Below are 21,915 nucleotides of genomic sequence, written 5' to 3'. Positions count from 1 at the left end.
AAGTTAATTTAGATACCGGCATATAAGTTGGAACATAGTATACAACTAATTGTTTCATCGTTATAAACAATTTTCTTCTGTTATATGAATTATTCGTTTGTCATATGTTGAATGCAAGTTATCCATATGTCTACTTTGCGTTTGACATATGGCAAACGCAAAGTAGACATATGGCAAACGAATAGTTCTTCGTATTGCTTTGGATAAAAGCCTTAAATGAAAATGATACTACTGTATTGACCAGACTTTACTTTAACCGTTATGCTGAAATCATGGGCACCTTCCTATAATCCATACTAGAATAGTTTACAGCTGACAGGCTTTGATTTATCTTTCTACTCCCTCAACCAGCTTGTTTTTCTAATCAGACATATTTATAGTTCTTTTTTTTGTAATTGTTGAATTTAACTGATAGATTTGCAGAAATTAAATACTATCTGTAGGTGAAAAATTATAGACTGGCTTTTTTCTTTTTTTTATTTCTCCTTGCTATTGTACATATTGCAGTAGGATTTGTTCAATCCGAACCTCCCACAGAGATAGATTTGAAAGGGAAAATAGGAGTAGCCGGTGCTAAAAGTTTGGATGATCCGATTCCAATTGATGCTTCTACCGATGGTCAATCGATATTTATTAATTTCCTTACCGCATTAGGAGATGTTACTATAAGCATTTACAATGTAAATGGTGATCTGGTTTATCAATCCAACGAACAGATAACTTCGGTACAGCAGTTGCTGGTCAGTATAGCAAATTTGTCTTCCGGGAGCTATACCTTGGTATTCACCAATGCTGGCGGGGGATATGTGTACGGAACATTTACTAAATAATATTGCAGTTTATCTAATTACTATTACTTATTTCACTTAATTGAATTAACACTATGCTACCTTTATCTGCCACTTTTCGTCTTCTGGGATTGTCTCTTGTCGTTTTATTGTTTGTGGGGTGTTTTTCTTGTAATAACAAAGCTCGATTGAAACGACAATTTGTATTGGCAGATTCACTTATGTTAATCCGTCCGGATAGTGCATTGAAGATTCTTGAAGGGATGACGGAGAGTGATTTGAATTCTGAAGAAGAGAAGATTGACTACTATTTGCTTTTGGTGGAAGCCAAAGATAAAAATTATATAAAACACAAGTCCGACTCATTGATAAACTATGTTTATAATGCTTATAAGAATCGCGAAGATAATGCTATGAAAGCCAAAGTGTTGTTTTTTAAAGGTCGGGTTTATCATGATATGGAAAAGTTTGAAGACGCCGCATTATACTACAAAAAAGCAGAAACTGTAGCGAAAAAAACGAAGTCATACAGATTACTCGGATTGGTCTATAATGAATTGGGAGGGGTGAGCATGTGGCTGAGTATGTATGATAAGGCATTCGACTATTATGTGGATTCCTATAACATGATGTTGATGGTTAACGATACGGCTACGACTCCCTATGCGATTCGTAATCTGGGCCGTATGAGGCTATTTCAGCATAGATACGATGAATCATTAACATATTATCAACGAGCATTCGATATGGCGCAAATGTATAAGAAACCCCGTATACAGTCTGATGTACTATATGAAATCGCTCTTTTGTACGATCAAATACAAAAGAAGGACAGTGTGTTATATTATATGCGTAAATCTATTACTTATAATCCGGATATTGTTAGTACTGATGAAACTTCGCTTGCGATTGCAGATATTTACCGAAAGGCTGGTAAAACAGATTATGCTCTTGTATATATCGACAAATGTATTCGTAGTGAGAATATTTTTTCGAAAACGTCTGCTTACAGGTACTTGTCAGAGATAAGCGAGTCTCAACATAATCCCACCAAAGCACTCGAATATTATAAGGTTTACTCAACGCTGAAGGATTCGATTTTGACTCGCTCAAGTGCAGAAGATCTTACAGAAATCATCGCTAAATATGATAATGAAAGACTTCAAAATGAGAAGACCGAGATCCTTTTGGAAAAAACCCGTACCATGAGGAATTTGTATCTGGTGCTGTTGATAAGTGTTTTACTGGGAGCCGCAACCTTAACCGCATTTTACATATATAGAAAAAAGAAGGAGCATCAGCTTAAAATTTTAAGGTCGAAGACTTCCGTGTATTTGAAGCAAATTGAAGCAAATCAGATCCAGATCAAGGAAAATGAAAAATGGGTGGCAGAAAAAGAGAAACTGATCAGGGATACCAACTTAAAGCTTGAAGAGAAGGAAGTTCAATTGTATAAACTCAAGCAGAAAGAGGATGAAACTTCCCGTCTTAAAATTGAGAATCAAAAACTTGAACGGATACGTGAGGAACTGAACCGGGAAATTGATTTACTCGCAAAGCGGAAAGAAAAAATAACGGTTATAAATGCCGGTATCGAATCGCAATATAGCCTTATCGACCGTTTGAGATCCTGGAAGCCGGGTGATTCAATTATGTCGGAAACAGAACAAAATCAGCTGCCCGATCTTATGGACAAAGAATGCAATGATTTTGCAACAAAACTGCGTATACGTTATCCTGCTCTCAAATCGCATGATATCCTGATCTGCTGTCTGATAAAACTTCGTATATCCAACGAATATATCGCATCTCTTACTTGTTGCAAATACGAATCGGTACTGACAAAACGATTCAGGATTAAACAACGTATGAATGAAAAGGAGGAGAACCTGGAATCAATTATCAATCACATCTCGTAAATAAAAGTTTTTTGACTATTTTAGACCTCTGTTTGAATGATATAAAATAACATAGCGTATGATTATAAGAAAAACCCGGTTGGAGGAACTGGATAATTTGATGGCTATTTACAGCAGAGCCAGGCAATTTATGCAAGAAACCGGAAATGGAAATCAATGGATTAATGGCTATCCTTCGCGTGAAGTGATACTTGCGGATATCGAAAACGGATACAGCTATGTTTGTCTGGATGCGGAAAACGAGATAGTAGCCACCTTTTATTTCAGGATTGGTGAAGATCCTACGTATGCAAGGATAGACGATGGGAAATGGTTGAACGATGAACCATATGGCGTTGTGCATCGATTGGCAGGATCGGGGAAAGTTAAGGATGTTGGATCCTATTGTTTGCAGTGGTGTTTTGAACAGATCCCGAACATCCGGGTAGACACCCATCATGACAATGTGGTGATGCAGCATATATTAAAGAAAAACGGATTTCTCCCTTGCGGCATCATTTACGTTTCAAACGGTACAGCCCGCATTGCTTTTCAAAAGATTGGAAATAAAAAACCCGTATCAGACATTTAAGACTGATACGGGTTTTTTATATTCACCTCAAAATTCGGCTTACAGATGCTTGGCTAAATCTGAAGGAAGATAGAAGGTGTTGTTTTTATCTACATATACCACTACCGAATTAAGTTTGATTGTTTCGGTACCTTTTTTACCTGTTTGAATAAGATTGGTAAAAGGTTTGATGGTAAGTTGTTTTTTCTTGCTTTTTACTACAAGGGTAGGAGTCCCGTTCTTTTCGGTGGAAGGAACTATCTCGTATTTGTAACCTTTAAACACATCCGTGTGTTTAGCAAAGGTTTGGTTGGACATCTCGTCCAATTCACCCTTAATTTCAAATAATGCACACATGTAATGGTTTAAGTCTACATTGGTAAGAACCCCCATCGGAACATCTCCTTCGGGATGATAGGCTGCTAAAAACACCTCTTCGCCGGTATGTCCGCCCGTTGTAAATCCGAAACAGGTTTTTGAAGTAAGAAGCTTGGCTATGAATCCGGATAATGATCCACTGTACAATGATTCCAATTCAGGACCTTTTGCGCGCTCTTCCAACGGTATCGGACTGTTTTTGTATCCTTTGTTGTTGTAAAGCATTTTCAGTTCGTCGTCGTTTAGCTCGAATCCGGCATACGTACGGAAGATATTTTGTACTTCAGAGGCTGGTCTGCTGTTCAGCATCGCTTGAAAACCTTCGGATGTAAGTTTGTATTGAGCAAATTGTCCGAATAACTGATCTTTTGTAAGCTTGCTGTAATTGCTGCATCTTGAAGAACCCAGGCTGATACCGCTGTTGCCATGATCGGGAACAATGATTACGGCCGTCTCTCCGTTGGCTTTTGCAAATTCAAGAGCAGCACCACAGGCACGGTCGAAAGCCAGGTAATCTGAAGCCATTCCCATTGGATCATTGGCATGGGCAGCCCAGTCTATTTTACTTCCTTCTACCATTAAAAAGAATCCCTTTTCGTTTTGAGACAACTTGCTGATAGCGGTACGGGTCATCTCTTCCAGACTCGGGGTGGCTGTTGTATCACGATCTATATCATAAGGCATTTCCTTTTCAGAAAATAAAGACCACATTTTTTCGCCTTTAAACTCGCGCATACCCTTCAGGTTGTCTTTAAAAACACTGTAGCCGTTGTTGCGCAGATACGATTCACTCTCGGCCGGCAATAACGAAGTTCCGCCACCGATAACAACCGTCAGATCGTTGTGTGCCATCTGGGGGGCAATCCATTCATATTTTCCTCTATTGTAACTGTGCGCAGAACAGTCGGCCGGTGTGGCATGCGGAAATTCGCAGGTAAAAACCAGTCCGGTAGATTTGCCATACTTCATTTTAGCAGCTTCAAGCACAGTAACCAATGGTTGATAGGCACGGGTGGAATCGATGGGCAAGATGTCGTTGGCTGCATCCTGAACCGGATGTGTGGATACGTATCCTGCAATACTTGGAATTCCCGTCATGTAGCATGAAGTTGTAGGAGCCGAGTCGCCGATAGGGGCGTTCGACGAGAAGGTGCGTACGGTACCGCACATGTAAGGATCAATTGCCAGATTGGGCATGTCGGGGTTGTTATACCATTGTAACCAACGCGCGATCGACACCGTTGAAAGGGATGTCCCATCCGGAATTAATAATATAATATTCTTGACAGGTTTGACATTTTCAATGTCAGCCGCTTTTAAAGGACCTATCAGAATGGCCAGTAACAGCAAAAAGCTCATCGATTTCTTCATATGCTTCTTAATTAGTTTTTTTAATATGGTCTGATTGAGAAAACAAATAAACAACACAATTGTTTCGAATGTGTTATTTACCTGTTTTATATTTATTACAATTGGTTTTTCATTTAAAGCTGAATAATGTTTTCTTCAAACAATGTTAGTTTTTCAACCGCATTATTCGTTACAAGGTAACTATTCTCAACTCCAACGGCACCAGTACCCGGAATAACAAACTTGGGCTCGAGTGCAAAAGTCATGTTTTCTTCCAATAATTCTTTAGAACGGGGGGTAAGTACCGGTAATTCATTGATCTGAAGACCTATGCCATGACCAACAAATTTAGCCTGTTGCTTAGTGCCCATAAAGTAATCGGCTAATCCTTCTCTTTCGGCCATTTGGAAAGCCAGATTGTATAAGTCGGCACATGGGGTGCCGGGTCTGGCCATATTTTCTATCTCATGCTGAATGGCAAGAGAAACCTGATGCGCTTTATAAGCCAGTTCCGGAAGTTTGCCGATGGCATATACACGTGTCATATCCGTTAGGTAAGCCGAATAGTTGCCGGCCATATCAACCATAACGGAAGTTCCTTCTTTCAGGATTGTGCCGTTGGCACCCAATGGACAAGACGGATCCATACCCTGTCCTCCCAAAGCAAAATCGAAAGGAGAGGGGGCTTCGGCATTATCGCCGGCAAGAATACTTCCCATGTGTATATCCATATTGGCTCCAAAAGCCCTGAATATACCGATGGATCCCTGGCGACGCATTTTGTTCTCTATCTCGTATTGAAATTCAAGATCGGTGATTCCCGGTCGGTAACAAGAGGGTATTTCTGCATAAGTGGCGGCATGGCCTTTGGCTGATATCCGGAACTGACTTATTTCCCAAGGGTTTTTTACCATCCGGACATTGCGCATCAGCGTAGTGGCATTGCCTGTCTCTTTCGGATTAAAAAGTTGTTGCAGACGGATGTAGTCGTTATAACTTAATTCGTCGGCTTCCAGCAGCAGTTTATTAGGTTGATTAATACCTTTTTCGGCAAGTAGGGCCGGAATTTGTTCAGGTTTACGAATGTATTCTACATTGCTTCCTGTAATTCCGTTGGGCCTTTTTACAAAAAAGCAGGGTTCACCCTGACTGGGAAGATAGAAATAACCACTAAAAATCTGACCGGTTGTATAAAAAAGATTTACATCAACAGACAGCAGACAACCGTCTGCATTCACCATCTGCATCGCTTGCTGGATGCGTTGCCATTTTAATTGTAAATCGGCACGTAGCTCTTTTGATACCATTATTTATAATCTCATTACATTTTGGGCATCAAAGGTATTAAATTTAACCTCTAATTCGATTTTAAGGATGTTTTTTTGTGTTTTAATAACGAAAATTAGCAAGGAGACTACATTATGATAGTTGTAACAATAAGTATATAGTCTCCTCGCCTGTATTACGGTTTCATGCCAAGTGCTTTTATGTATCCTTGGTTTTTAATGCAATGTGCAAACTTTATATTTTCAAGTAATTCAAGCATCGCTTTCTTAACAAGCTCCTGATCGGGTCTTGCAGCACGAATTTCGTTGAAGTTGTTGCGGGGTTTTTGCGTGTATTCCACAATCAGATCCCAGTTGGCGGGTTTCTTTATATGTACCATACAACTTGTTTTCTCCATTTTTTTGTAGGGCCAGAAGTGCCATCCCATATTATTCCGTTCCATAAGTCTGCGAAATCCTCCAACCCATTCGTCTGTGTTTTCGCCCGTCTCACCCATATACAACGGAAGATTTACCTTGTTCCGGAAATCAATGAAATCTTGTAAATTAGACTGCAGAGTGTCACACCAGTACCGGTGACAGGTATATAACATATTGCTGTCTATCGCTTTCTCGTCGAACATACTGAAATTGCTGTTCCATTGTGCTCCACCCAACAGAATAATGTGGTTGGGATCTACACTCCGGATGGCTTCTACACCTCTTTTATAGACCGGAACCAATAACTTGTTTATTTCCTCCTTATTGGTAAAATAGGTGGCGATGGGTTCGTTTAAGAGATCGTATCCCAAAACAGTCGGTTCGTTTTTGTATCTATCGGCAATCTTTTTCCATATTTCACTGAATAACTGTTTACTGGTTTCACTTTCAAACAGCCAGGGGTAGCCGTAGCTGTCATCTATGTTATCGCCTGTTTGTCCGCCTGGGGCATCATGCATATCCAGAATAACATAAAGACCTTCGGCCTTACACCATTTTATGACACTGTCCACACGGGCAAATCCATCCTGATTACTTTTCAGACCCATATAGTCTTCGTCGGTAAATAATTTGTAATGGAAGGGTAAACGGATGGAGTTCATGCCTGTTTGCTTGATGTAGGCTATGTCTTCGCGTGTAATGTAATTATCTTTAAATGTTTTCCAGAACTGGTCTGTAAAATCGGGACCAACCATTTCCCTGAAAGCCTGATCAATCAGCCGGTATGAGCTTACATCTTTAAATAAAAACATATATCCTTCCGGATTCAGCCAGTTTCCAAGATTAATTCCCTGTATGAGAAATGATTCTCCGTTGGGGGTAACAATATCTTGTCCTTTAACCTTTAAAAAGGGTTTCCCATTGTTTTTAGATTTCAAAGAAGAGGCCTGGATGGTACAAAGAACTGCAAATAACAAGAATAAAAATAACACACATTTTTTCATAATCGAATGGATTTAAGAATTTTAACGTGAGCAAAGTTAGTCGTTTTTTTATTGCCTGCAATTCTTCGGATCTGATTTGTAGGATGATTTTAATTGTGGTTTAATTAGAATGAATGTGTAAAAACTTAAAAAATAATGTACATTTGCAAAATTGAATGCACAGAGCATAGTTGATTTAAAGGTTAGTAAAACGAATTTTTTTCAAGAATATTAATAGTATAGTAAATCCTGTTTAATAGTTAATTATGATTTATCAGGAAGATAGGCCTACAGCATTGAGCGTAAAGGAAAATTTTGATTCAATTTATATCAATAATTTTTCGAGGTTATTCCTGTTTGCCAAAGAATACGTATTATTTGATGAAGAGGCCGAGAATATTGTTCAGGATATTTTCTTGATGCTTTGGGAGAAAAGAGAAGCTTTGCGTGTTGACGTAAGCCTTACTGCTTATCTTTTTACATTAGTAAAGAATAAATGTATTGATTTTCTGCGTCATCAAATGGTGGAGCAGATGTACTCCGAAAATGTAAAACACGAGTACAACGAGGAGCTGAATGTGAAACTGTTTGCATTGGAATCTTTTGATCATAATTTTAGTTCTGAAGAGGATATTGAAACTTTACTTAGAAATGCCATCGATAAACTACCCGAAAGATGTCGTCTGATTTTTATTAAAAGTCGTATTGAGGGTAAAAAGTATAAAGAAATCGCCGAAGAACTCAATCTGTCGGTAAACACCGTTGAAGGTCAGATTTCCATAGCATTAAAGAAATTACGTGAAGAATTAAAGGATTATCTTCCACTTCTGCTTTTTTTATTTATTTGTTAAAGTATGTAAAATTCAAGAGTTGTCTTGGTGGTAAATCAACCTCCGATCGCTCTTACTGTAAATGCCCGAAAAAAGAATGCAAGATTTGTTTATAAGATATTTTAATGGAGAGTTGTCTCCGCAAGAGCGACAAGAACTCTTTCGTAAACTTCAGCAATCGCCCGAAGATAAGAAAGTGTTTGCCGAAATGCAGAATGTTTGGGCATTGTCTTCTTTATCTAAACCAGCTGATAAACAATTGGCCAACCGGAAGCTTGCCCAATTTAAGAAGGCGGAGAAAAAGCGATTTTTTATTCATTATATTAGACCAATGTTCGGGTACGCAGCGACGGTGGTTGTGGCTGTTGCTGCAACCTGGACAATTCTAACTCAGTTTGATACTCCGATGAACCGGGATGCGTTGGCTGGTTACGAAGAATTTGCCACACCAGCTGGTCAACGGGCCAAGGTTACATTGTATGATGGAACAGTGGTTTGGTTGAATGCAAGTTCAACGTTACGTTATCCCAACCGTTTTGCAAACGATGTAAGAAAGGTGGAGCTGGATGGTGAGGCCTTTTTTGAAGTTCAACGAAACGAAGAACTTCCTTTCGTTGTGTCGACCGAGAAGATGGATATACGGGTGTTAGGAACAAAATTCAATGTTTTTGCCTATAAGGGAAAGCCCGAATTTTCGACCACCCTGGTGGAAGGGTCTGTTAAAGTGTCTGATAAACATGATGCTTCTAAAACTATGATCCTGAACCCTTCCGAAACGGCCGAACTGAGAGGTGACAAATTGGTGAAAACAAAATATTCAACAAGCGATTTGCTGTTGTGGCGATCGGGAATTTATGCCTTCGATGATGTGCCTTTTGTTGATATGGTGAAGAAACTGGAGCTCTATTATGATATAACAATCAATGTGCATAATGAAAAGCTGAAGCAAAATAAGTTTACAGCCAAATTCAGACAAAGGGATGGAATAGAAAGTGTGTTAAGAACGCTTCAGAAAGCATATCCATTTTCGTTTATAAAAGACGATGATAAAAATATTATCATCATAAAATAAATAGTGTATTACAATTAAATTGAAAGATAATAGAAACCATATATGTTTAACCTTTAAAAAGAAAATCAGCCTATGACATAAACGGTCGTAAAAAATGCCGGCAGATGTTCCCGCATCCACCGACATAAATGCTAACACAAGAATTATAAATTAAAGTATTAACACGTAAACAGTACAAAGTTATGGAAAAAGATCCTTTGTCCAATCTTTTATTATTTCAAAATTATCATTTAAAGAAATTTTTGAATGTTATGAGAATTACCTCCTTTCTTCTTTTCCTATGTGTATTTTCTTCGTTTGCCACGAACACAAGTTCGCAGAACGCTAAAGTGAATATTTCGGGAAGTAATATGACGGTCGGAAATTTTATCGACCAGGTTGAAAAGCAGACGGATTATCTGTTTGTTTATAGTAAAAGCGAAGTGAATGTAGAAGAGGCTATTGCTGTTAAAAACGGCAATAAATCGGTAGCACAATGCCTGGCAGAAGCTTTTGCAGGTACTGATGTTAAGTATGCCTTCGAAAACGACTACATTGTGTTGACTAAAAATGCTTCACCGGCGATTGCCCAGCAGGGTAAAGTGGTTTCGGGTACAATTACCGACTCTAAAGGCGAAGCTATTATCGGAGCAAATGTGCTTGTAAAAGGTTCTTCTTTAGGTACTACTACCGATTTTGACGGTAAATATTCATTGGAAGTGCCTGCAGGAGCTGTTTTACAGGTTTCATATATCGGTTACCTTTCAAAAGAGGTTGCTGTTGGTAACCAGTCAAATATAAATATTGTCCTTACTGAAGATACACAAGCACTTGACGAAGTGGTTGTGGTTGGTTATGGTACACAGCGTAAATCGGATGTAACAGGCTCTATATCAGTAGCTAATGCCGATGATATTCTTAAAACTTCTTCATTCAACGCTTTGGCAGGTTTGAAGGGTAAGGCATCTGGTGTGAACATCTTTACAAACTCAGGACAGCCTGGTGGCGCTACCCGTGTTATGATTCGCGGTATCGGTACTATCAACTCATCATCAAATCCTTTGTATGTGGTTGACGGTGTTGTAATGGAAGATTTCCAATTCCTTAACCCTAATGACATTGAACGTATCGAGGTGTTGAAGGATGCTTCAGCTACGGCTATTTATGGTGCACGCGGTGCAAACGGTGTACTTATGATTACTACAAAACGCGGTATTTCAGGTGAAGGCGTAAAGGTGAGCTATAATGGATATGTAAGTCTTTCGCAAGCTGCCAGCAAAATGGACGTGATGAACGCGGCCGAATTTATGGAAGCTATGAAGATAAGCTACGAAAACGATCGTAAATGGTATGGAAGCACTAAAACGCTTACATTGAAAGATACAGAACTTTTCAACGCAGACGGAACGCCAAAATATGATACCGACTGGCAGGATGAGGCAACTCGTACAGCTTTGTCACACAATCATCAGCTAAGCATTCAACAAGGTGGAAAGAATTCATCTGTTGGGGCATTCCTGAACTACACAGACCAACAGGGAGTTATGTTGAATACTTTTATGAAACGTATCAACGCTAAACTTACATACGATGCTAAACCTTTAAGCTGGTTGTCTACCGGAGTAAATGTTTTGGTTAACCATACCTGGCAGAATGATACCGACGAAGGTGGCGGTGGACAGGTTGCTCGTCGTACCATGATTGAAATGCCGGCTATTTTCCCGGTAAAATATCCAAATGGCAAATGGTCTAACTCATTCTCTACATCCGATTTCAGCTTCGAAGCAATGGCTAACCCGGTACATGCTTTGGAAACAATGGAACGTATGCGTTACAGAACTCAGATTTTTGGTAATGCGGCGCTCACTTTCCACCTGTTACCTGGATTGGATCTTAGAACACAGATCGGGGTAGATGCTCACCTTCGTAAATGGAGAGAATATTCACCAACTGATTTGATTAATATTTCATCTCCTAACGGATATGCATTTATGAGTGATACTCAGCAGCTTTACTGGCAGGAAGAAACTTATCTGTCTTATAATAAGGTGTTTGGTAAGCATCGTGTAAATGCCGTAGCTGGTTTGTCATGGCAGGAAAGAACCTATAACTATATGTCGGTTTCTGCTTCAGGATTCTCTGATAACTTTTACGGATATAATAATTTAGGTGCTGCAAAGACTCCGGAACCTCCAACGTCTACGTTTAACAGATGGGCAATGAACTCTTACTTCTTAAGAGGTGCTTATACTTATAACGATCGTTATATGGCTACAGTTACTGCTCGTATGGACGGTTCTTCCAAGTTTGGTGCTAACAACAAATATGCATTCTTCCCTTCTTTAGGTTTGGGATGGTTGGCTTCCAATGAAGGTTTTATGGAAGATATGACTGCTATCGATCAGCTTAAGTTCCATGCCAGTTATGGTGTGACAGGTAACAGCGAAATTGATCCTTATAAATCATTGGCAACAATTTCTTCAGGTACAGCGTTGATTGATGGAGGACGTCAGGCAACTTCTTATGTGGCTCGTCTGGCCAACCCGGATCTTGAGTGGGAAAAAACAAATCAATTCGACTTTGGTTTTAACTTGAATCTGTTCAAGAACCGTTTGAATTTTGATGTTTCATATTACTATAAGCTTACAACCGACTTGTTGCTGGATAGCCCTGTTCCTCACAGTACTGGTTTTACCTCAATTATCGACAATATCGGTGAGGTTGAAAACTACGGTGTGGACTTTATGTTGAACAGCGTAAACGTTCAATCTAAAGATTTCTCATGGAATACAACATTGAATGTGAACTATAACCGTAATAAGATTAAACAGTTGGGTGAGAATAACGAAGATATTCTTCCTGGTCCGGGTTGGGTTTCTGGTAGCCAGACTATCTTACGCGTAGGTGAATCATTAAGCTCATTCTGGGGTTACGAACGTTTGGGAGTTTGGACAGTTGAGGAAAGAGCTGAAGCCGAAGCTGCAGGTGCAAGAGTAGGACAGGCTAAACGCTCGAAAGAAAAGAAAATCTTAGGTAAAGGTATTCCTGATTTTACAGGTAGCTTGATTAATACTTTCAACTATAAGAATTTTGACTTGACAGTCGACTTACAGTTTGTAGCTGGTGTTGATATTTTACAGCAGTTCTATCACTCGGCAGAAGACCGTTTCGGTTATACAAGCGGTTTGGCTTCCATTCTTCATGAAGGCTACAACGGTTCTAATCCGAATACCATGGTTCAGGCAATCCGTAATGCTAACTTGTCTGGTCAGAGTTCAGAACTTGACTCACATTGGGTAGCCGACGGTTCATACATCCGTGGTAACCTGATTCAGTTGGGCTATACATTTGATGCTAAAGCGTTACAGTCTTTACGTTTAGGTGCACTTCGCGTGTATGCCAGCGTAAACAATGCTTTTGTCCTTGATTCAAAAGACTTCCAGGGCTACGATCCTGAAGGTACTTCTCAAGGTTCTAATCAATGGGGACAGAATATGTTCTTCTATCAGTATCCGAAGCCAAGAACCTATACTCTTGGTGTGAATGTTACATTTTAATAACCTTCGAATCGTATGGAAATGAAAAAGATATTTTTTGGATTAATGTGTGTGGGTTTACTGAATGTGTCTACCTCTTGTAGCGACTTTCTTGAAGAAAAACCCAAAAGTGAAATGAGTACCGGACAGAACTTTTCTGCTCCTTCTCACGCTTACAATGCCGTTAACGCTTTGTACCGTAAAGGTGCTCCTGAATTTTACGGAAATGGTGGCGTTTATATGCCTTCTACTGTAACTTTAGGTGGATATTTGTCCGGTTTTTTTGATAATGAATATAAAGGACAAGAGGTTGTTGCCGACTATAGTCAGAAATTGTCTATAACATCAAAGAACATCGCCGGAACGATGGATGGCGTTTGGGATGGTTGCTATGGTGCAATTTCACGTGCAAATACGGCTATCAAGTATATTGATAAGACTCCGGATTTACAGCAATCTGAAATTACAACTTTATTAGGCGAGGCTAAATTCTTCCGTGCTTTCAACTATTTTTATTTGGTTAAATTCTTCGGCGATGTACCTTTGATTACAGAACCGTATGAATCGTCTGAAAATATGTATGTTGCACGAACCGCTTCTGCAGAAGTTTATGCGCTGATTGTAAAAGACCTGAAGGATGCTGTTGCCAGTCTTCCCAACGAAGCATTTACAAACAATAAACATCGTATTACCAAAAATACAGCCGAAACGCTTTTGGCAGATGTTTATTTAAATATGAGCGGTTTCCCACTTCAATCTAATCAATACGCTGCTGCAGCAACTGCTGCACGTAACGTAATCAATAGCGGTAAACACAAATTGATTGAGAATGGTGCTACTCCTGAAACAAGTGCTTACAATGTAATGCGTACAGAAGATAACAATATCGAGTATGTTTACACGTATGAGTCGGATGCTAGTATTTCAACGAATGCCCGTCCGCAGATTTCAATGCCTAACGTAGCTGCTACATGGGGTATTTTCAAGTATTCAATTACGAATAACGCTTATCGTCCGGTTAAACAGTATTTGAATGTGTACGACCGCGAGAAGGATTTACGTATCCAGGAGCGCCAGTTCTTCCATACTACTTATACATATGAAAAGGATGGCCAGACTATTACGAAAGTATTCCCTGAAAACGCATCTCCGGCACCTTGGTTGTGGTATGACGAATCGTCAATGCTTTCTACAGGTAAATGTGGAAAGGACCTGGCTGTTTATCGTTATGCTGAAGTATTATTGATTGCGGCAGAAGCCATTGCTCAATCGGAAGGTGTTACTGCCGAGGCTGTGAAATACCTGACTGATGTTCGTGCAAGAGCTTATACTACTACAAGCCGTTCTGCTATAGAAGCTTCTCTTACCGGTTTATCTAAAGAGGCATTTGTTCAGCAGGTATGGATTGAACGTATGCGTGAACTTCCATTGGAAATGCGTATCTGGTCTGATATTCAACGTACACGTATGTATCCTAAAACTTCGGATAGTGCACCTGGTACTGTAACCTTCGTTAATGTGGTTGGAGCAGTAAACCCATGGGGACAAACTTTCCAAACAAAGCATCTGTTATGGCCGATCTCTGATAATGAAATGCAACGTAATCCTTCGTTGGTTCAGAATCCCGGTTATGAAAATGATTAAGATTTAATAAAGAAAAGGTCCGGGTAGATAACCCGGGCCTTTTTTTATTGTTTTTTGACAGTTTCCGGGTATTATAGCCTCTGTATATTCACCTCTTTTTAGTTACTTTGTAAATTATTGCAACCAATATTAATTCTTATGATGAAGAGTAAAAATGCTTGTGCAGTGGTTCTTGCGATGGCTTTAAGCTGGATCGGGAAACCTGCAGTAGCTTCAGTGACTGAAGCCGTATTTGACCCCGTCGAGTATGTTAATCCGTTGATCGGAACGCAATCGACATTCCAATTATCTACAGGGAATACCTATCCTGCAATTGCCCGTCCCTGGGGTATGAACTTCTGGATGCCTCAGACAGGCAAAATGGGTGATGGATGGGCCTATGTTTATACCGAAAACAAGATTCGTGGCTTTAAGCAGACACATCAGCCAAGTCCATGGATCAATGATTACGGTCAGTTTGCCATCATGCCTGTGGTAGGTGCTCCTGCTTTTGATCAGGATAAACGGGCCAGTTGGTTTTCTCATAAATCGGAAGTAGCTAAACCGTACTATTACAAAGTATATTTGGCTGAACATGATGTAGTGACTGAAATTACTCCTACAGAACGTGCCGCTATGTTTCGGTTTACATTTCCACAAAGCGATAGTTCGTATGTGGTGATTGATGCTCTTGATAAGGGTTCGTATGTTAAGATTTTACCAAACGAAAATAAAATTATCGGCTATACAACCAAAAACAGTGGGGGTGTTCCTGCCAACTTTAAAAATTACTTTGTTATAACATTCGATAAACCGTTTACATACGAATATACATTTGCAGACGGTGCTTTGAAAAATGATAAAGAACAAAAATCAAACCACGTAGGTGCGGTTATTGGTTTTAAAACAAAAAAGGGTGAAGTGGTACATGCAAAAGTTGCTTCCTCATTTATCAGTTTTGATCAGGCGGATCTTAATCTTAAAGAGTTAGGAAGTAACAGCTTTGATGCCGTAGCTGCTCAGGGAAAAGCCGAGTGGAATAAAGTTTTGAGTAAAATAGAAGTAGAAGGTGGAACATTAGATCAATATCGTACCTTTTATTCTTGTATGTATCGTTCGCTTCTTTTCCCACGTAAGTTTCACGAAATTGATGCTGCCGGAAAGGTTATGCACTATAGCCCTTACAATGGCGAGGTACTGCCTGGCTATATGTATACTGATACGGGATTTTGGGATACATTCCGTTGTCTGTTCCCATTCCTTAACATGATGTTCCCCTCTGTAAATAAAGAGATGCAGGAAGGTCTGATCAATACGTATAAAGAAAGTGGATTTTTCCCCGAATGGGCGAGCCCGGGTCACCGCGGTTGTATGGTTGGAAACAACTCTGCGTCTATTTTAGTTGATGCTTACATGAAAGGGGTGAAGGTAGACGACCTGGAAACTCTTTACAGCGGACTTATCCACGGTACAGAAAATGTTCACCCAAAGGTTTCTTCAACAGGTAGACTTGGTCACGAGTATTACAACAAGCTTGGTTATGTGCCGTACGATGTGAAGATTAATGAAAATGCTGCTCGTACGTTGGAATATGCTTATAATGACTGGTGTATTTATAAATTGGCTAAAGATCTGAAACGTCCCAAAAAGGAAGTTGATTTATATGCCAAACGTGCAATGAATTATAAGAATCTCTACGACAAGGAAACCAAACTTATGCGCGGTAAAAATGCCGATGGTAAATTTATGGCTCCTTTCTCTCCTTTGAAATGGGGGGATGCATTTACCGAAGGTAACAGCTGGCATTATACATGGTCTGTATTCCATGATCCACAAGGATTGATCGACTTGATGGGTGGTAAAAAAGACTTTGTTCAGATGCTTGATTCTGTATTTGCCGTACCACCTGTTTTCGACGATAGCTATTATGGTGGGGTAATTCATGAGATCCGGGAGATGCAGATTATGAACATGGGTAACTATGCGCATGGAAATCAACCTATTCAGCATATGATTTATATGTATAACTATGCCGGAGAACCATGGAAAGCCCAGTATTGGTTGCGTGAAGTGATGAACCGAATGTATACTTGTAATCCGGATGGGTATTGTGGTGACGAAGATAACGGTCAGACTTCTGCCTGGTATGTGTTTTCTGCATTGGGATTTTATCCGGTATGTCCTGGTACGGACGAATATGTGATGGGGGCTCCATTGTTTAAAAAAGCGACTATTACTTTTGAAAATGGAAATAAAATGGTGATTAATGCTCCTGAAAACAATGCGAAGACTCGTTACATCGAATCGATGACTCTGAACGGTAAAAACTATACTAAAAATTACCTGAAACATGCTGATTTGCAAAATGGAGGAGAAATAAATATCCGTATGAGTGAAACTCCAAATAAACAAAGAGGTATTCAGACTTCAGATTTTCCATATTCATTCTCTGTAAATGAGAAAAAATAAATAGATAATGAAATTATTCAGTAGTAAGGTTATGTCAGGCATCTTTGTATGCCTGACATTCTTTTCTTTCTCCTGTTCAGTTAAGGAGAAAGCCGAGGTTAAGGATTATGTATCTTATGTGGACCCGTATATCGGATCCGGAGCGCACGGCCATGTATTTGTAGGTGCCAATGTTCCTTTTGGAGCAGTTCAGGTTGGTCCGCAGAATATTCATAAGGGCTGGGACTGGTGTTCGGGGTACCATTATTCGGATAGTGTGATTATTGGATTCTCTCATACACACTTAAGTGGGACCGGGTGTGCCGATTTAGGCGATATTTTATTGATGCCTTATACGGGAACTGTAAGAACGGCCCGTGGTGAACAAGATAATATTGAAGGGAGCTGTTCTTCTTATTACAAGCACGAGAATGAAATTGTTACACCTGGTTTTTATTCCTTGTTGATGGATAATGGAGTGAAAGCAGAGCTTACCGCAACCGAACGTGTGGCCATGCATCGCTATACTTTTCCTAACGAAGAAGCACATATTCTTATTAATCTGAAGGAAGGAAATGGTGACAATGCGTATGATACTTACCTGAAGCAGTTGGATGAATTTACAATCGAAGGATATCGTTTTTCCAAAGGATGGAGTCCGCAACACAAGGTTTTCTTTACCTTAAAGTGTGACCAGCCGATGAAGGTTTTGCAATTGTTCAACGATGACGAACCTGCGGCTGAGGGCACTTTGACCGGTCCTGCTGTAAAGGGCGTGATTTCATTCGAAAAGAATCCGGAATCTGTATTGCTTAAGGTTGCCATTTCTTCAGTTAGTTGTGCCAATGCTAAAGCAAATATGGAATCAGAATTGGCTCACTGGGATTTCGATCAGGTAAAACTAAATGCCAAAACAGTTTGGAACGAAGCGTTGTCTTGTATCGATGTCGATACAAAAGACGAACGTGCGAAGAAAATATTTTATACCTCTTTGTATCATACATTTATTGCTCCAACTTTATACAGTGACGTGAATGGAGATTTCCGCGGACATAATGATTCTGTTTATACCAATGTTAGCTGGAAGAATTATTCTACTTTCTCACTTTGGGATACATATCGTACGTTGAATCCATTATTTACAGTTATCAAGCCTGATATGGTAGGGGATATGATTAATTCATATCTTGGTATTTATGATCAACAGGGTAAACTTCCTATCTGGCCTTTGGTTGGAGGTGAAACGGAGTGTATGCCTGGTTACAGTGCAATTCCGGTTATTGCCGATGCTTATTTGAAAGGATTATCCGGCTTTGATGCAGAGAGGGCGATGAATGCCATGCTTGTGTCTTCTACATACCCCAAGCAGAAAGGAGTTCCTTATGTAATGGAACTAGGCTATATTCCCTGCGATAAGTTACATGAAGCAACTTCGGTGGCTATGGAATATGCTGTGGGAGACTGGGGTATTGCACAGATGGCCAAAAAGATGGGTAAGGATTCTGTATACAACGAATATCTGAAAAGAGGAAAATACTATACACAATACTTTGATAAGGATATAAATTACATCCGTCCGAAAAATTCTGCCGGGAAATGGACTGCTCCTTATGATCCTTTTTTGTCTGTTCATGGAACAGGTGATTTTTGTGAGGGTACCGGCTGGCAGTATACTTTTTTTGTTCCGCAACACCCTGAAGGTCTCATTGAGTTGTTTGGCGGCGACGAACCTTTTATATCCAAATTAGACTCTCTGTTTGTTGCAGAAGGCGATATGGGTGAAGGCTATTCGGCCGATATAACCGGACTGATTGGTCAGTATGCTCATGGAAATGAGCCTAGTCACCATGTCGCATATTTATATCCGTATGCCGGCGAGCAGTGGAAAACAGCTAAAATGGTTAGATATATTCAAAATGAATTCTATACGGATGCTCCGGATGGTATTATAGGAAACGAAGATTGCGGACAGATGTCGGCCTGGCATATCATGTCGGCATTAGGATTCTATCAGGTAAATCCTTCTAATGGTGTATTTGTATTTGGTAGTCCGTTGTTCGACAAAGCCTCGGTTACATTACCCGGTGGAAAACGTTTCGAAGTGGTAACTGAAAACAATTCGAAGGAAAATATCTATATTCAATCGGTAACGTTGAACGGCAAACCATATGAAAAATCCTATATTCTTTATCAGGATATAATGAATGGTGGTACACTCAAATTTGTAATGGGTAACCAGCCTAACAAAGAATTTGGTAAAGATGTAGCAAACCGTCCGGTTACAGCTATCTAATTTTATTTAACTCAAACGCATAACAGTATGAATAGTAATTTCGTAAAAAAAGGTTGGAATTTGCTGCTGGCAACGATACTGCTAACGGGATGTCAGACTAACGGAATTGGTAATTACTCGGAAGAGTTATCCAAAGAGCCGGTCGACTTTGTAAATCCCTATATGGGAAATATAAGTCACCTGCTGGTGCCTACCTATCCAACGGTACATTTACCTAACAGTATGTTACGTGTGTACCCGGAACGGGGTGATTTTACAGGCGACCGTTTATATGGCTTACCTCTTATCGTTACCAGTCACCGGGGTAATTCTGCATTTAACCTGAGTCCTTTTCAAGGGAATCCGGAAGAAATGAAACAGGTTATCAGCTATAGTTACGATCAGGAAAAGATTGATCCTTATCGTTATCGTGTATTCTTGGATGAAGTGAACATGGATGTGGATTTTGCTCCGTCATTTCAATCTGCCTTGTATTCAATCACTTTTGGAAACAAAGCTCCAAATTACCTTATCTTCAATACGCGTAATGGAGAGTTGATTGCAGAGGGTAACAGTGTGAGTGGTTTTCAATACGTAGATCAGAAGACGAGGATTTACATATATGCTGAAACAAACCGTTTCCCGGAAAAGACAGGCACGCTTATAGCTGATAGTTTAACGTTCGGTCAGACAAAGGCTGTTGGACGTAATGCTGCTTTAGTATTGGCTTACGGTGAAAAAGAGCAAAATATAGGTCTTCGATATGGTATTTCATTTATAAGTACTGAGCAGGCTAAAAAGAACCTTCAAAGAGAAATTACTGCTTACGATGTAGATGTGGTAGCTAAAGCTGGTCGCAATGAATGGAACAAATCATTGAGCAAGATCAAAGTGTCCGGCGGAACAGACGATGAAAAAACGATTTTTTATACGTCTTTGTATCGTACCTATGAACGAATGATTTGCATTTCAGAAGATGGAAAGTATTACAGTGCTACAGATGGTCAGATTCATGAGGATGGAGGGATGCCTTTCTATACTGATGATTGGATTTGGGATACATACCGGGCCACACATCCATTACGTGTGCTGATTGAACCTCAGAAAGAACTGGCTATGGTGTCCTCTTATATACGGATGGCACAGCAGTCTCCCGAAGGATGGATGCCTACTTTTCCTGAAGTAACCGGCGATAGTCACCGTATGAATGGTAACCATGCGGTTGCCGTAATTTGGGATGCATATTGTAAAGGTCTGACCGGTTTTGATTTATTAGCTGCTTATGAGGCATGCAAGAGCGCTATAATGGAGGAGACACTTGCTCCATGGGTTCGTGCTAAAGCGAGTGAATTGGATGATTTCTATAAAAAGGAGGGATATTTTCCTGCTTTGCATCCGGGTGAGCCTGAGACTAGCAAATCTGTACATCCTTTTGAAAATCGCCAGGTTATTGCTGTTACCCTGGGTGCAAGCTACGACGACTGGTGTCTGTCACAAATTGCCAAAGCATTAGGAAAGACGGACGATTACAATTATTTTCTGAAAAGATCTTATAACTATCGGAATGTGTTTAATAAAGAAACATCCTTTTTCCATCCTAAAGATAAAAATGGGAAGTTTATTATGCCTTTCGATTATGTATTTTCGGGCGGTCAGGGAGCACGCGCGTATTATGGCGAAAATAATGCGTGGGTATATCGTTGGGATGTACAGCATAATGTTGGCGACTTGGTAACTTTGATGGGGGGACAAGAGAATTTCGTTCAGAATCTGGATCAGATGTTTAATGAACCTCTTGGCAAAAGTAAATTTGAGTTTTACCGTGTTTTGCCTGATCATACCGGAAATGTAGGTCAATTCTCTATGGCTAATGAACCTAGTCTTCATATTCCTTATCTGTATAACTATGCCGGACAGCCTTGGAAAACTCAAAAGCGAATCCGTAAATTGATTCAGGAATGGTTCCGGAACGACCTGATGGGAGTGCCAGGAGATGAAGATGGTGGTGGTATGTCGGCATTTGTAGCCTTTTCGCAGATGGGATTCTATCCAGTTACCCCGGGTTCTCCTACCTATAATATTGGAAGTCCGGTTTTCACGAATGTAATTTTGGATTTAGGTAATGGGCATACTTTCGAGATAAAGGCGGAAAATTGTTCGGATGATAATAAGTATATTCAGTCGGCCATGCTGAATGGGAAACCATTAAATCAACCTTGGTTCAATCATAAAGATATTGCCAATGGTGGTGTATTGGAATTAAAAATGGGAGATAAAGCAAATAAAGAATGGGGTGCTAAATTACCACCTCCTTCTGCCGAAAAGATAAACTAACATTTATATTTCTTTCATTTTATGAGGGTGTGTCAAAACAAAGTAATTGGCACATCCTCTTTCTTTTTTGTTTCGTTTTTCAAAAAAGCTTCAAGCCGCCCATTTTGGATTGATTTTTCTTTCGATTCGATTTTGATCGCTTATCAC

At 39.8% G+C, this 21,915-nt stretch carries 13 protein-coding genes; 10 read left to right on the top strand and 3 right to left on the bottom strand.

The annotated features are described in order from the left end of the window. The first annotated feature begins 443 nt into the window (after positions 1-443). From AB7E53_RS09970 to AB7E53_RS09960, 3 genes are all read left to right on the top strand, one after another. Positions 444-830: a DUF3244 domain-containing protein gene (locus tag AB7E53_RS09970; RefSeq protein ID WP_446775447.1), complete on the top strand. Its 387-nt coding sequence runs from the start codon at positions 444-446 to the stop codon at positions 828-830. 146 nt (positions 831-976) lie between these two features. Beyond that, positions 977-2,707, top strand: coding sequence for a tetratricopeptide repeat protein (locus AB7E53_RS09965; RefSeq protein WP_446775445.1), 1,731 nt, complete (start codon positions 977-979; stop codon positions 2,705-2,707). Positions 2,708-2,765: 58 nt separating this feature from the next. Continuing rightward, positions 2,766-3,278, top strand: coding sequence for a GNAT family N-acetyltransferase (locus AB7E53_RS09960; protein WP_446775443.1), 513 nt, complete (start codon positions 2,766-2,768; stop codon positions 3,276-3,278). A 39-nt stretch (positions 3,279-3,317) separates the two neighbouring features. Here the strand turns inward: AB7E53_RS09960 and AB7E53_RS09955 are convergent, their stop codons facing one another. The 3 genes from AB7E53_RS09955 to AB7E53_RS09945 form a co-directional block, all read right to left on the bottom strand. Further along, positions 3,318-5,006, bottom strand: coding sequence for an alkaline phosphatase (locus tag AB7E53_RS09955; protein ID WP_179399440.1), 1,689 nt, complete (start codon positions 5,004-5,006; stop codon positions 3,318-3,320). 113 nt (positions 5,007-5,119) lie between these two features. Next, positions 5,120-6,292 carry a M24 family metallopeptidase gene (locus tag AB7E53_RS09950; RefSeq protein WP_446775441.1) on the bottom strand — a complete coding sequence of 391 codons (1,173 nt, stop codon included), beginning with the start codon at positions 6,290-6,292 and terminating at the stop codon, positions 5,120-5,122. A 155-nt stretch (positions 6,293-6,447) separates the two neighbouring features. Beyond that, positions 6,448-7,695, bottom strand: coding sequence for a glycoside hydrolase family 5 protein (locus tag AB7E53_RS09945; protein ID WP_446775439.1), 1,248 nt, complete (start codon positions 7,693-7,695; stop codon positions 6,448-6,450). 245 nt (positions 7,696-7,940) lie between these two features. Here AB7E53_RS09945 and AB7E53_RS09940 point away from each other — a divergent pair, with 245 nt between their 5' ends. From AB7E53_RS09940 to AB7E53_RS09910, 7 genes are all read left to right on the top strand, one after another. Next, complete coding sequence (locus AB7E53_RS09940; RefSeq protein WP_371689185.1) at positions 7,941-8,525, top strand: RNA polymerase sigma-70 factor; 585 nt, start codon at positions 7,941-7,943, stop codon at positions 8,523-8,525. A gap of 76 nt (positions 8,526-8,601) precedes the next feature. Then, positions 8,602-9,576 (top strand): FecR domain-containing protein, encoded by a 975-nt coding sequence (locus tag AB7E53_RS09935; protein ID WP_446775438.1) that lies wholly within the window; start codon positions 8,602-8,604, stop codon positions 9,574-9,576. Between the two features lie 251 nt (positions 9,577-9,827). Continuing rightward, positions 9,828-13,112, top strand: a complete 3,285-nt coding sequence (locus AB7E53_RS09930; RefSeq protein WP_446775436.1) for a TonB-dependent receptor — start codon at positions 9,828-9,830, stop codon at positions 13,110-13,112. Positions 13,113-13,133: 21 nt separating this feature from the next. Then, on the top strand, positions 13,134-14,735 hold the full coding sequence (locus AB7E53_RS09925; protein ID WP_079684576.1) for a RagB/SusD family nutrient uptake outer membrane protein: 1,602 nt from the start codon (positions 13,134-13,136) through the stop codon (positions 14,733-14,735). 177 nt (positions 14,736-14,912) lie between these two features. After that, positions 14,913-17,183 carry a GH92 family glycosyl hydrolase gene (locus AB7E53_RS09920; protein ID WP_394333172.1) on the top strand — a complete coding sequence of 757 codons (2,271 nt, stop codon included), beginning with the start codon at positions 14,913-14,915 and terminating at the stop codon, positions 17,181-17,183. 7 nt (positions 17,184-17,190) lie between these two features. Further along, positions 17,191-19,455, top strand: a complete 2,265-nt coding sequence (locus AB7E53_RS09915) for a GH92 family glycosyl hydrolase (RefSeq protein ID WP_446775434.1) — start codon at positions 17,191-17,193, stop codon at positions 19,453-19,455. A gap of 27 nt (positions 19,456-19,482) precedes the next feature. Beyond that, on the top strand, positions 19,483-21,768 hold the full coding sequence (locus AB7E53_RS09910) for a GH92 family glycosyl hydrolase (RefSeq protein ID WP_079684568.1): 2,286 nt from the start codon (positions 19,483-19,485) through the stop codon (positions 21,766-21,768). Positions 21,769-21,915 lie beyond the last annotated feature (147 nt).

It is taken from the genome of Macellibacteroides sp. (genome assembly GCF_050251695.1).
Classification (GTDB): domain Bacteria; phylum Bacteroidota; class Bacteroidia; order Bacteroidales; family Tannerellaceae; genus Macellibacteroides; species Macellibacteroides fermentans.
Note: the sequence above shows the minus strand (reverse complement) of the source record. Positions and strands in the feature narration are given on the sequence as shown.